The following is a 13,451-nucleotide window of genomic DNA, read 5'->3' on the forward strand; positions in this document are numbered from 1 at the left end:
TTCGGCATCTTATCGCTTTCGTAAAAAATGACCGTAAAAAACAATAAACTGTCCAACAAACGCTATTAGCGAATTCATGAGATCAGAAACCATTAACGGTTGTTTTATATCAACAGATTGAAAAGGTGTTGAAGGAACACCCTAAGAGGATGGTCTTATGGAAATACCGAAGGACTATGATCCATTGAAAGTTGAACCAAAGTGGCAAAAATACTGGGAAAAATTAGGTGTTCACCGCTTCAAGCGCGATGACCTCCAAGCACCAACCTATGTCATCGATACCCCGCCGCCCTATCCGAGCGGGGAGTTTCACATGGGCACGGCGCTGAACTGGACCTACTTCGACATCGTGGCCAGATATAAGCGGATGCGCGGCTTTAACGTCCTTTTTCCACAGGGCTGGGACTGTCATGGACTGCCTACTGAAGTCCAAGTGGAGAAAAAGTATGGAATCAGAAAGGGGGATCTTCCGGCGGAGAAGTTCCGAGAACTCTGTGTGAAGTTGACCACGGAGAACATTGCTCACATGAAGGAAGAGATGAATTCCTTTGGCTTTTCCATTGACTGGACCACTGAGTACCGCACCATGGATCCCAGCTACTACGGCAAGACCCAACTCTCTTTCGTCCAACTTTACAAAAAGGGACTAATTTACAGAGGAGAGCATCCGGTCAACTGGTGCCCGCGCTGTGAAACTGCCATAGCCGACGCCGAGGTTGAATATCAGGAGAAAAAAACCACCCTCCATTACATCAAGTTCAGAGTACCCGATGAAAAAGAAACTTTGACCATCGCCACCACCAGACCGGAATATTTGCCCGCTTGCGTAGCTGTGGCCGTTCATCCCGATGACAAAAGATATCAAAAATATGTGGGGGAAAAGCTCGAAGTCCCGCCGCTAGGAAATTTGGTGAAAATCATCGAGGATAAGGAGGTTGACCCTCATTTCGGCACGGGAGTGGTAATGATCTGTACCTTTGGAGACAAGACCGACGTGAAGTGGGTGAAGCGTTACAAACTGCCTGTCATCAAACTGATCGACGAAAGGGGCAGGATGACTGAAGCCTCAGGAAAATACTCTGGGATGGCGATTGAGGAGGCCCGTAGGTCGATTGTGAAGGACCTGAGAGAGTCGGGGCTAATAGAAAAACAGGAGGAATTTCCCCATGCCGTTGGCGTCTGCTGGCGCTGCAAGACACCGGTTGAAATCGTGAGCAAGCCGCAGTGGTTCATGCGCGTGCTCGCCCTGAACGACCGTGTCATCGAGGAAGCGAAAAAGATCCGATGGGTCCCAGAACATATGCTCACTAGATTCATCGACTGGGTAAAATCAATGGACTGGGATTGGGTAATCTCGAGGCAGAGGATCTTTGCGACACCTATCCCGGCTTGGTATTGCACCAGCTGCCGACAACCGATAGTGGCTGAGGAAAAGCAACTGCCGGTGAACCCGGTTAAAGATCCGCCGCCCGTTAACCAGTGCCCCAACTGCGGTGGACAAAAATTTGAACCTGAACAGGATGTCCTCGACACATGGATGGACAGTTCAATCACCATAGCTGTCCATGCCGGCTGGCCCGATCTCGACCCAAGGCTCTTCCCCGCAGACCTTCAACCGAACGGGACTGACATTATCCGAACTTGGGACTACTATCTAATGGTTCGTCATCTGGCCCTTCTCAACAAGGCACCCTATAAGACGGTGATGATCAACGGCATGGTTCTAGGTACCGACGGCCGGGCCATGCACAAGTCACTGGGAAATTATGTGGATAGCAGCAAGGCACGTGATAAATACGGCGCTGACGCCCTGCGACAATGGGCGGCAATTGGGGCATCCACGGGTGCCGACATACCTTTCAGCTGGAAAGATGTTGAGTTCAGCTATCGCTTCTTGAGAAAATTCTGGAACGCCATCAGGTTCGCCAGCCCTTACCTAAAGCCCGAAATTCTTCGGCAAGACAAAAACAGTGTCAAACTGCGTCCGGTCGACCGCTGGCTGCTAAGCCGGGTGAATAGGCTGATCAAGGATGTCACCGGATGGCTCGAGGACTTTCAGTTCAACCGGGCTTTAGGCGAACTACACAATTTTGTCTGGCACGAACTCTGCGATATGTACATTGAAGAGGTAAAGTACAGGCTATATGGAAAAGATCAAACATCAAGTGGGGCCGCCTTCACCCTCGGCCACGTCATAATGACAACGATAAAAATGCTGGCCCCGTTCGTCCCTCATTTCGCTGAGGAAGTTTACCAGACTTTTTTTTCCGCCATGGAAAAACAGTCCAGCATCCATCTCACCAAGTGGCCCGAACCAGATGAGTCTGCCATCGATAGGTTAGCTGAGGAGCTTGGAAAAATCGCCAACAAGGTAGTCAGCGCACTGAGACAGTTTAAATCAGCGAGGAAGCTAGCGCTCAACACCGCGATACCGGAACTGATAATTTACACTCCTGATCAGAAGCTGCGCAAACAACTCGAGGAAATCGTTGGAGATATTGCAGGAACGATGCAGGTGAAGGAAATTAAAATACTGTCTGAAAAACCTGAACTGGAGGAACGTCTGATCTCGGTTGAGCCCAACTTCGCCAAGCTGGGATCACGTCTGCGCGGCGATTTAAAAGCCGTCACCGAAGCCCTGCGCGAGACTAATCCCAAAGAGCTATCGGAACAGCTACAAAAAGGAAAGATCACCATACCAATGCCAAACAAAGTTATCGAGCTGACTGTAGACGAACTCAAGATAACCAAAGAAACGGTTAGAAAGGGTCATCGGGTTGAGGTTATTGATTTAACCGAACCGGCGCTGACGCTGCTCCTGCCACTAGGTGGGTTTGGAAAGTAGTGAACTAACTATGATGAAGATAAAGAGTATAGCAAAGATTACCAGCATTATCAATCTCGACCTTTTCATGCTCCTCTGCTGTCGGTTCAATATCTCCTCGCAGGAAAGCGAACAAACCGTCTTGTCTGGGTCAGTCGGTTTTCCACAGACTACGCAGTGCTTGTGATCCTCTACCACTTGCTCACCCTAGCTATTACAGTTCCGGTGTGCTTGGCACCATTTAAGATTTCCGGTAAACGTGTTATTTCATGTCTGCCCAGAATAAGCGTCTTGATGTTGGACCTCTGGATGAGCTTGACCGCCACAGGATCCATGACCGATTTCATTCCTGGCTTGTACTCGGCTGAACCAACCAGCTTTGCCAGTTCATCCGGGGTGAGTCGGTCCAACTTCTTGGCCTTGGGATCTACCTTGGGGTCAGCCGTATAAACACCATCGACGTTAGTAAAGAAAACTAAAATCTCGGACTTGCTGACTTGGGCAAGCATCGCGGCCACTGCGTCAGTGGTCTGCCCAGGAGTCGTCCCTCCCATTACAGGCACTTTGTTCCTGAAGATGGCTCGCACCGCCTTCTCAAAAACAGTAACTGGCGCTGGCTCAGCAATTTCACCCAAGGCTGCGATCAAAAGCTGGGCGTTCAACCTGGTGGCCGCTATCCCTATCTGATCCTGATCAATCCCCGGAATGCCTAGTTCCTGCGCCGCACTTATATACGACCGGGCCAATTCCCCGCCTCCAACCACAATCAATACCTCGTGATTTTGAGACCTAAGCTCACGGACCGTCTTAACGATATCCCTGATGCAGGCCAAATCAGGTGTACCGGGAACTAAGATCGAGCCACCGAAGCAGATCGTTACCCTCATCGAACCATCACTCTTTTTTACCCCATACTATTAATGTTCGCGGTTAAAAATTATCCAGGCGAGCCAAATGCCGGCAGACAGTAAATCCCTATACCAGTTCAAGAGGATGCTGGAAGAACTGGAGGGCAAGCGGGGGCGAGGCACGGAGCTGATCTCCGTCTACATCACCCCAGACACAGACCTAGCCAAGGTCATGCAGCAGCTGAGGGACGAGCAGGGCACCGCTTCCAACATCAAGTCCAAAACCACGCGCAAAAACGTGCTGGCGGCCCTAGAGAGAATCATCCAGTTTCTTAGAACCTATATGGAAAACAACAAAAAACCACCGCCGCACGGGATGGCAATCTTCTGCGGCAATGTCGCGGGTAGGGACGATGTCGCCGATATCCAGCTCTACTGGATAGAACCTCCCGAGCCCGTAACTGTTAGGATGTACCGGTGCGACCAAGCGTTCGTGTTGGAGCCACTCAAGGAGATGCTACAAATCAAGGAAACAATTGGGCTCTTCGTCATGGATAGAAGGGAAACCACATTCGCCACCCTTCGGGGCAAACATGTGGAGATACTGAGAAAGCTGACCTCGGCTGTCCCGGGAAAGCACAGTAAGGGAGGACAGTCATCAAGGCGCTTTGAACGGCTAATAGAGATAGCGGCCCATGAATATGCCAAGAGGGTCGCGGAAGCCGCCAACGAGATCTTTTCCCAAATTCCCGACCTGCGTGCAATTATAGTTGGCGGTCCGGGACCGACCAAGGAGGATTTCCTTAACAGCGGGCTTCTCCATGAATCCGTGCAAAAGAAAATCGCCGGTGTTTTGGACACGGGCTACACCGACGAACAGGGCATCAAGGAACTGGTGAACAAAGCAGGTGAAATTTTGGCCGATTTAGAGATACTGAAAGAAAAATCAGTGATGCAGAAGTTCATGGAAGAACTGGTCGCCGGGAAGGGTCTCGCTGCCTATGGGGAAAGCGAAATAAGGCGCGCGCTGGAGCAGGGCGCCGTGGAGCTGTTGCTGATCTCCGAGGGGCTGAGAAAGCTCCGGGTGACGACAAAATGTCAAGCTTGTGGGGAAACCTTTCACGAAATCGTCGATAATCTGGACCATTATCAAAAACAGCTATCTGATAAAAGCTGTCCCAAATGCGGGGAAAACAAGCTTGTCGTGGTTGAAAGCAGAGACGTGGTCCAAGAACTGATGGAGCTAGCCGAAAAATTCAACACTAAAATTGAATTCATCTCCACCGAAACAGATGAGGGCAAACAGCTTCTAACCGCTTTCAAAGGGCTTGCAGCAATCCTAAGGTTCAAATCGGCCCAGTAGAAAAAATCAACTGAAACTCAGAACAAATAAAAATTTTTTATCCGCATGGTTCGATTGCTTTGGCTTAAATTTCCGCCAGCCATTTCATTTCCTCTTGACCCGCACCAAGGGCCAGTAACTGAGCTCGTGACTTATAAAAGGTCTCCTGATATTCAGCTTCAGCCGAGGACTGGGAAACTATTCCAGCCCCAACCGGGACGTAAGCCATCTTTCCCTTGACCAAGATCGATCTGACCATTATCCCCATATCTAGACACCCGGAATTGCTCAAGTAGCCGAATGAACCTGCATAGGGGCCTCTAGCGTCCGGTTCGATCTCATCTATCACTTCCATCGCCTTTCGCTTGGGGACTCCCGCTATCGTCGCCGAAGGGAATGTGGCCCTCACCAAGTTAAATTTATCCTTCAGTCTCCCGCTAATCCTCGAAACCAGGTGCTGAAAAAACGGAAACTTTTTGACTCTTAGCCTTTCATGTACTTTTACTTCACTGCACACGGATTTGAACTCAGCCACACATTCCTCCAGCAACATTGCGTGTTCAGACCTCTCTTTGCGGCTTTTCCTCAGTTCAAGTTCCAACCTTTTGTCCTCTGCGTGGTCAGTTCCTCGTCTCCTAGTCGAAGCGACCGGACGACTTTCCGCATAATCTCCACGTAGGGTCAAGAAATTCTCCGGCGAAGAACCCAAAACACACGCATCACTCGTGCGTAAATAGAAAATATAGGGACAGGGGTTGATTTCTCTTAGTTTTAGGTAGGTGGCAAATGGATCAACCGAGGCGCAGGATATCCTCCTTGAGATAATGGCCTGACTAATTTCTCCTCGAGAAATACGCACTTTAGCCTCATCGACCATGTCCATGTACTCCGCCCTTTTAACGTTCGCAGACACCTTGGATAGATGGGGTTTCCTTAAATCCTTAGGCTCGGGCAGTCTCAGCATTGACTCCAATTCCTCAACTGCATTACGATAAACTCTCGCCGGCTCATCATCCAACCTTGCGCAGTATACTGCCTTTAGGGCCCCTCTTCTAACTTCATAGAACTTGCTCACCTTTAAAAGAATGGAGTTCGGAAGCCCCATGGGGTCAGGCTCCTTCCATTCCAGATCAAACATCAATCTCGCAGAATCGTATCCGATATATCCAACCAAACCGCCGCTGAAGGTCTTCGAAGGTGGAGCGATCTCTTCCCTCAGTTGTCGTGAAATTATTTCGAAGGGAGTGTGTTCTGGACCTCGTCCAAAAACTAGGGCTTCATCGGCTGAGCCAAATATCGAAGTTCCGTCTCTCTCAAAAGCAAACGATGGGCCTCGCATGGATGAGAGGGCCAAAATCGGATCATGCTTTACCTCGATTTTTGTACTAACCGGAATCACGCTGTATCTTTTTGAAAGCTTGATGAAGTTCCGCAGACCCGGCAAGTGCTTAACCAACAGATCACCGGCATATTAGGTTCCAAGTGTCCATGAAGCAGAATAATCGGCTTGTTCTTTGGTCCGCTTCTCTAGTTTTATTCCCATGGAGCGCAACTTTAACTCAGCGACTCTCCGGTCGATTTCAGGAGGCACCTCATAAACTTTTGGAGCAAGACCTCTGCCAGATCGGGCCAGATAAACTACGCTTAAAGCTTGCAGAGCGAAGCTCATGTCCATAATCTCCATCGGATGACCGAGCGAGCGCCTTCCGGCGAGATTGACCAAACGTCCTTCAGCTAGCAAGTATATCCTGCGCCCGTTCTTCAGCTTGAACTCCTGAACATCTTCGATCACTTCCCTGCTACTAACAGCCAACCTTCTGAGACCATCCAAGTCTATCTCCACGTTGAAATGTCCTGAGTTACATAGAATCGCACCATTTCCCATCATTTTCATGTGCTCCACACGAATAACCTTGAAGCCCCCCGTCGCGGTGATGAAAAGCTCTCCCCACTTCGCTGCCTCGTTCATCGAGGTAACACAGAACCCATCCATCGCTGCCTCCAGCGCCTTTACCGGGTCGGTCTCAACAACCGTGACCAAAGCACCCAGCCCTTTGGCCCGGGAGGCAATTCCTCTGCCAACAAACCCATAGCCAACAACGACCACGCGCTTTCCTGCAATTAGGGTGTTGGTCATCCCGGTTATGGCCTGAAAAGTTGACTCTGCGGTACCAAACCTGTTATCGAAAAATCTCTTGCAGGGGCTGTCATTGACCGCTATCACCGGAAATTTCAATGCCCCTGCTTCTGCCATAAGCCTCAAGCGGTTAACTCCGGTGGTGGTCTCCTCTGAAGCGCCAATCACTCCATCAAGAAGCTCCCTGCGGCGAGTGTGTACCCTCGTGATCAGATCCGCGCCATCGTCGATCAGGATTTGTGGTCTTACATCGAGCACCGCGTTCAGATTGGCATAATAATCCTTGGTGCTCTCACCTCGCCAAGCATAAACGTTGACACCTTCTTTTGCCAACGCTGCTGCCACCTCGTCCTTAGTAGAAAGGGGGTTGCAACTTGCTATCGCCACCTTGGCCCCACCGGACAATAAGGTCCTAACAAGCACACCAGTCTTGGACTCGGTATGCAAGGCGGCGCCAATGGTAATGCCTCTAAGCGGCTTGGTCTTCGAAAACTCCCGGCGAATTTCAGCTAGGACGGGCATGTGGTTTTCCGCCCATTCCATCATCCGCCGGCCCTCTGCAGCGAGGCGTATGTTTTTGACCTTGTAACTCACCTATCTCCACCTAACCTTGAAACCAAATCATCAGAAGTTCTCTGCGCTAGCTCTAAAACCTTCTCTTCATCGAGCGTAAGCACTTCGCCTTTCTCCATCAATATCTTTCCGTCAACAATAACCGTGTCAACGTCGCTGCCACTTGCGCTGTAGACGAGGTGGGAGACGATATCGTGCATTGGAGAAAGGTGTGGCTTTCTCAGGTCAACTATGATTAGGTCGGCTTTTTTACCTACCTCCAGCGATCCCAACTCTGCCTGTAAACCCAGCGCCGCCGCCCCGTTTATGGTCGCCATTTCCAAGGCTTTCATCGCTGGTAACACCGTGGGATCAAGCCTGCGTGCCTTGGCCAGCAGCGACGCTAATTTCATCTCCTTGAACATATCGAGGGAGTTGTTAGAAGCGGCGCCATCGGTCCCTAGAGCTACCGGTATGCCCGAGGCAAGCATTTCCGGAACCGGGGCAATTCCTGAGCCCATCTTCATATTGCTGGTAGGATTATGAACTGGCTTGACGCCATTATCCTTAAGTAATTTGATTTCCTTGTCAGTGACCCAGATACAGTGAGCAGCTAAAACCTCAGGACCGAGAAATCCAATGGAGTTCAAGTATTCCACGGGACGTTTGCCGTACTTTTCCGTCGTCTGTTTCACTTCCTCACTACTTTCAGCTAGGTGAATGTGAATGCCTACCCCGAACTCCTTTGCCAGTTCCTTAACCTTCTGTAGACACTCAGTAGAGCACGTGTAAGGTGCATGTGGGCCAAACATCGCTAATATCCGACCCCGCGCTTTTCCGTGAAAGGCTCTGACAAAGTTACGGCCGATTCTTATCTCCTCCTTCATCTTCTGCTGATCACCCCGGTCAATCATACCGTAAGAGAGGACTCCTCGAAGACCAGCTTTCATCACGGCCCTAGCAACCTGATCCATATGGAAATAGTTGTCGGCAAAACAGGTTGTGCCAGATTTTATCATCTCGAGCGAGCCGAGCAGTGCTCCAACGTGGCAGTCGCGCGGTTCCATCCTCTTTTCCATCGGCCAAATTTTATCGAAGAGCCATTTATCCAAAGGCATGTCGTCGGCAAAACCACGGAGCAAGGTCATGGCCAAGTGAGTATGTCCATTTATCAATCCTGGCAGGACTGCCTTACCCCGAGCATCGATCACCTGATCCGCCTTCTCCTTAATTTCTTCTCCGACCGCGACAATCCTGCCGCTCTCGATGGCAACTGACCCCTGTTTGACGATCTGGCGATTGTAGTTCATCGTGACCAAAAGGCCGCCTCTGACCAAGATATCAACCAATATTTCACCTAACCCTTGAGCGCTTTCGCGATGGCCCGACCAAACTCACGAGCTGCACTGGGACCATTCGCAGTGATCACGTTACCGTCAATCACCACTGCCTTTTCTTGATAGATCGCCCCACCACTTATTATTTTCTGCACATACTCGCCCGGAAAAACCGTGGCCCGTTTATCCTTAAGCACTCCGGCATTGGCGAGGATTACTGGGGCGATACAAATTGCACCCATCTTTTTGCCCTTTTTGAAAGCCTCGCCAGCTATCGAGATAGCCTTCTTATCCTTAAAGTAAACCGCAGAACCCGACCCACCCACAAAGATTATTCCGTCATATTCATCGACCCTAACTTGATCCAGAGTTATGTCAGGAGTTACCGTGGCTCCGAGCATCCCTCGCGCTTCACCTCGCTTGGAACTGGCCACCACCGTTGCTACTCCGGCACGCTCAAGCTCCTCCTTAGTGTGGAGAAGTTCCTCGTCTCTAAAGTTCTCAGGGGCTATTATCAGCAGCGCCTTTTTCGCCAGAGAAATCACCAAGATATGTTGTTCTAGATGTTAAAAATAGCTGACTACTCAGTTCCAACTTCTTAAAAGTTAGAGCAGTTATAGCCGAGATCACTAACAGACACCGATGATTTTAGATAATAATAAGATAAAGACGAAAAAGTTGTTGAAAAGTTTGTTAGACAAAAAGTCTAAAATTTTAAATTAAACAAGAACAAGTGAGAAGGGTGAGAAGATAGCCAAGTTCTACATCACCACGCCAATCTACTATATCAACTCGGTGCCTCATATCGGCCACGCTTATACCACCGTGGTAGCTGACACCCTCGCCCGTTGGCACCGCCTGCGCGGAGATGACGTCTTCTTCCTGACGGGCTTAGATGAGAACTCTGCGAAGACGCTAGAAGCTGCCAAGGAGAAAGGATTCAAGGATATACAGTCATATGCCGACTCCATGGCGGACCTTTGGAAGGGAACATGGAAGATGCTGGATATCACCAATGATGATTTTATTAGGACCACCCAAGAAAGGCACCATAAAAACGTTATCGATCTCTTCGAACGCATTAGATCCCGTGGAGACATTTACAAGGGTAGCTATGAGGGACTTTATTGCGAGGGTTGCGAGGCCTATTACACGGAGGCCGACCTTGTCGATGGAAAGTGCCCATTACATCTAACCAAACCAAAGTGGCTTCGAGAGGAGAACTACTTCTTCCGACTGTCTAAGTACGCCGATGCCCTACTGAAACATATCGAGGAAAACCCTGAGTTCATCCAGCCGGAGGCGCGTCGAAATGAGGTTATCAACTTCATAAAACAGGGTTTGAAAGACGTGAGCATCACGCGACAAAACCAGCAGTGGGGGATAGATGTACCTGGTGAACCCGGGCAGAAGATCTGGGTTTGGTTTGATGCCTTAACCAACTATTTACTACCGAAGCGGTACTGGCCGGCTGATGTCCACGTCATCGCTAAGGACATCATCAGGTTCCACTGCGTCATCTGGCCGAGCATGCTGCTCTCCGCCGGACTTGAACTTCCTAAGAAGATCTTTGCCCATGGCTTTCTCACCGTCGAGGGACAGAAGATCAGCAAATCTCTAGGCAATGTCATCGACCCCGCTTACTTGGTGGAGAAGTACTCAGCCGATGTCGTCAGATACTTCCTAATTCGAGAGATCTCCTTTGGGCAGGACGGGAACTTCTCCGAGGCCAGCCTTGAAGCTAGGTTGAACGACGAGTTGGCCGATATCCTCGGCAACTTTGTCCACCGCGTGCTCACCTTTATCCGCGATCGCTACAACTCCAAATTACCGGATGGAAAAGTCGACGAAAAGCTTGAAGAGGAAGTCAAAAAACGCGTGGCCAAGATAGAGCAGCTAATGCTAGATCTTAAAGTTTCGCAGGCGCTCGAAGAAATCATGGCGATAGCTCGGCGGGGCAATGAATATTTCCAAGCTTGTAAACCCTGGGAAGCCCTGAAGAGGGAAAAAGAAAAGGCCGCAGATTGTATCCTCACCTGCGCTAACCTAGTGAAAATTTTGTGCGTGGCCCTGACTCCGTTCATGCCATCAACGGCAACCAAGCTTGCTCGTCAACTAGCCATTGAGGTAACAAGCTGGGACCAGGCAAAGTCTTTTGACCTCAAGCTTGGTCACCACATTGGTGAGCCGATGACGCTCTTTACGAAAGTCAGGTCAAGCAACGCAAAAAAACAAGAAAGTAAAATCTCCATTGATGAATTCGGCAAACTTGACATCAGGATTGGTCACATCGTTGGCGCTGAAATTATCCCGAAATCAAAAAAATTGCTCAAGTTGGATGTGGACCTCGGAAAGGAGAGGCGGACGATCGTTGCCGGCATAGCAGAAAAATACTCACCTGAGTCCCTTGTTGGGAAAAACATCGCCGTGGTGGTAAACCTCGAGCCCGCAAAGTTGATGGGTGTAACCTCTGAAGGAATGCTTCTGGCCGCTGAAGATGAGAACGGCGTTTCCATCCTTGTAACCGACCGGCCAGTTCAACCGGGCTCGAAGGTGAGATAGTTGCTGCAGCTTGACCTCCACGTACATACAAAATATTCATACGATGGCACCTGCGCGGTTGAGAAAGCTGTTGAAGTCGCCAAGGCAAAGGGACTGAATGGCATAGCGATAACGGACCACGACAGCATCTCCGGACACTGGGAAGCCAAAAAAATAAGCAAAGACGGGTTTCTCGTCATCCCTGGTGTTGAGGTATCCAGCGCTCACGGGCACATCGTGGGGTTAGGAATTAATGAACTAATACCAAAAGGTTTGTCAGCGGTAGAAACCGTCGAGTTAATCCGGGCGCAGGGAGGAATCGCCATTGCCGCTCATCCCTTTGTCCCGGGCAGGCATCCGGAACTCGTCTACAGGGCAAACTTTGATGCGATTGAGTGCCTTAACTCCAGAGCCATTCTCCTAAGCAACCCGCTGGCACAGAGATTTGCCCGGAAAAACGGGCTGACGATGGTGGCCGGTTCCGATGCTCATCGTTGCGATGACGTCGGGATGGCCTACACGCTGGTGGATTGTGAGTTGAACCTTGAAACAATATTGGAAAAAATAAGGCGGGGAGGGACATCCATCGGAGGGCGGACCCTCCCTTTGCCAAGCTTCATGTGGAGGGTTCTCCAGAAGGCCCTCCAGCGAAGACATGAACGCTAGGCGGGAGGACTTTTAGGGAGGTGCCTCCCGCCTTCACCCTTTTGGAGGCTGGACCGAGGAGGTAGGGTGACCGCGATTTCATTTCTCTTTGGCATACTCCATGAGACTCTTCGCCTTTTCGAGGTAAGTCATGGTCCAATCGTGGACCATCTTGCGGATTACCTCGCTGCGATTCGTCCCATAACCTGACTTAATCAGGTCATCGATAATCTTGAGGTAGATGCCGTCGACGAAGACACGCACCTCACCTTTCTTATCGACCATGATCAGTTCCCCCAAACAGGATGGTTAAGTAGCTTGAATATTCTGCCTTCAAACGGGGCCACTATCCTATCACCTGACCCTGCGACACTTCCAGCCCCATTTTTCCACATTCACCTGCCTCCCATTCACCATCCAGCTACAATCCAGTTATATGACAGTTAGTATTTAAAGGTTGTGGAAATCGATCGGAGATCGGTGCTTTGCCTACAAAAACTACGCACTTAATTTTGGGAACTGAACCTGCTCTCGAGCTTTCTTAGCACATACTTAAAAAGGATAACGTCCCCATCTGCATTAGAACGACCAAACCTATGAAAAATATAACAAATAAAAATTCTTAGGAGGTTTCCTAGATGATTAAGATATTGGGAATAGTTGGCAGCCCTAGAGCCGGTGGCAACACGGAAATTTTGGTTAACGAAACATTGAAGGCTGCCGCAGAGGAGGGCGCCAACACTGAGCTATTACGGCTCTGCGACAAGGAGATAAAGCCCTGCGATGGCTGCCGCGCCTGTAGGAAAACCAGAGAATGCTGGATCAACGACGACTTTAGACCCGTATTCGATAAAATGGTTGAGTCTGACGGCATCATCATCGCCTCCCCAGTCTATTTCAGCTCAGCGACACCGCAGGTAAAGGCCCTCATCGACCGTGCTGGCTACCTCTCCATCGCTAGAGGCAGGGTCTTCGAAAACAAGGTCGGCGGAGCGCTGGTCGTGGCGAGAAGGGCTGGTCAGAACTTCACCTTCGCTGAGTTGCTCTTTTTCTTCCTGCACCAAGGTATGATCGTCCCCGGTTCTAGCTACTGGAACGTAGCCTTCGGGAGGGAGCCGGGAGAGGTGCTGAAGGACGGGGAAGGGATAGAAACTGCCAGAAACTTCGGCAAGAAGATGGTCTGGGTCATTAAGAGACTAAAGGGGCTTGGCTGAAGCAAAGATTT

The 13,451-nt window shown here is 50.1% G+C and carries 11 protein-coding genes and 1 pseudogene; 5 read left to right on the plus strand and 7 right to left on the minus strand.

Going from position 1 to position 13,451, the window contains the following annotated elements:
• Window positions 1-157 precede the first annotated feature (157 nt).
• A complete protein-coding gene (locus QXT02_RS00980) occupies window positions 158-2,845 on the plus strand; it encodes a valine--tRNA ligase (RefSeq protein ID WP_342811455.1) in 2,688 nt (895 codons plus the stop codon).
• On the opposite strand, the gene QXT02_RS00985 is transcribed toward QXT02_RS00980, so the two are convergent.
• Both QXT02_RS00985 and pyrH read right to left on the minus strand, forming a co-directional pair.
• The gene (locus QXT02_RS00985; protein ID WP_342811456.1) at window positions 2,825-3,022 is read right to left on the minus strand and encodes a DUF2116 family Zn-ribbon domain-containing protein; all 198 of its coding nucleotides are present in this window, start codon (window positions 3,020-3,022) and stop codon (window positions 2,825-2,827) included. The genes QXT02_RS00980 and QXT02_RS00985 overlap by 21 nt on opposite strands.
• The gene (gene pyrH / locus QXT02_RS00990) at window positions 3,016-3,711 is read right to left on the minus strand and encodes a UMP kinase (protein ID WP_342811457.1); all 696 of its coding nucleotides are present in this window, start codon (window positions 3,709-3,711) and stop codon (window positions 3,016-3,018) included. The genes QXT02_RS00985 and pyrH overlap by 7 nt, the downstream gene beginning before the upstream one ends.
• A gap of 67 nt (window positions 3,712-3,778) precedes the next feature.
• Between pyrH and prf1 the strand changes: the two genes are divergently transcribed.
• Window positions 3,779-5,035 (plus strand): peptide chain release factor aRF-1, encoded by a 1,257-nt coding sequence (prf1, locus tag QXT02_RS00995; RefSeq protein WP_342811458.1) that lies wholly within the window; start codon window positions 3,779-3,781, stop codon window positions 5,033-5,035.
• A gap of 64 nt (window positions 5,036-5,099) precedes the next feature.
• Here prf1 and QXT02_RS01000 read toward each other — a convergent pair whose 3' ends face one another.
• From QXT02_RS01000 to QXT02_RS01015, 4 genes are read right to left on the minus strand one after another with little or no spacing between them, the layout of a single operon-like run.
• Complete coding sequence (locus QXT02_RS01000) at window positions 5,100-6,470, minus strand: anthranilate synthase component I family protein (protein ID WP_342811459.1); 1,371 nt, start codon at window positions 6,468-6,470, stop codon at window positions 5,100-5,102.
• A gap of 15 nt (window positions 6,471-6,485) precedes the next feature.
• A complete protein-coding gene (locus QXT02_RS01005; RefSeq protein WP_342811460.1) occupies window positions 6,486-7,745 on the minus strand; it encodes an adenosylhomocysteinase in 1,260 nt (419 codons plus the stop codon).
• On the minus strand, window positions 7,742-9,052 hold the full coding sequence (locus QXT02_RS01010) for an amidohydrolase family protein (RefSeq protein ID WP_342811461.1): 1,311 nt from the start codon (window positions 9,050-9,052) through the stop codon (window positions 7,742-7,744). The genes QXT02_RS01005 and QXT02_RS01010 overlap by 4 nt, the downstream gene beginning before the upstream one ends.
• 8 nt (window positions 9,053-9,060) lie before the next feature.
• Window positions 9,061-9,585 carry a DJ-1/PfpI family protein gene (locus QXT02_RS01015; RefSeq protein WP_342811462.1) on the minus strand — a complete coding sequence of 175 codons (525 nt, stop codon included), beginning with the start codon at window positions 9,583-9,585 and terminating at the stop codon, window positions 9,061-9,063.
• Between the two features lie 202 nt (window positions 9,586-9,787).
• On the opposite strand from QXT02_RS01015, the pseudogene metG reads away from it, so the two are divergent.
• Both metG and QXT02_RS01025 read left to right on the plus strand, forming a co-directional pair.
• Window positions 9,788-11,602 (plus strand): annotated as a pseudogene (metG, locus tag QXT02_RS01020) (methionine--tRNA ligase); the annotation flags it as partial.
• On the plus strand, window positions 11,603-12,247 hold the full coding sequence (locus QXT02_RS01025; protein WP_342811463.1) for a PHP domain-containing protein: 645 nt from the start codon (window positions 11,603-11,605) through the stop codon (window positions 12,245-12,247).
• 78 nt (window positions 12,248-12,325) lie between these two features.
• Here the strand turns inward: QXT02_RS01025 and QXT02_RS01030 are convergent, their stop codons facing one another.
• A complete protein-coding gene (locus QXT02_RS01030; protein WP_342811464.1) occupies window positions 12,326-12,511 on the minus strand; it encodes a hypothetical protein in 186 nt (61 codons plus the stop codon).
• Between the two features lie 353 nt (window positions 12,512-12,864).
• Here QXT02_RS01030 and QXT02_RS01035 point away from each other — a divergent pair, with 353 nt between their 5' ends.
• Window positions 12,865-13,440: a flavodoxin family protein gene (locus QXT02_RS01035; RefSeq protein ID WP_342811465.1), complete on the plus strand. Its 576-nt coding sequence runs from the start codon at window positions 12,865-12,867 to the stop codon at window positions 13,438-13,440.
• Window positions 13,441-13,451: the final 11 nt, after the last annotated feature.

Source organism: Hadarchaeum sp. (SeqCode) (genome assembly GCF_038871235.1).
Lineage (GTDB): Archaea > Hadarchaeota > Hadarchaeia > Hadarchaeales > Hadarchaeaceae > Hadarchaeum.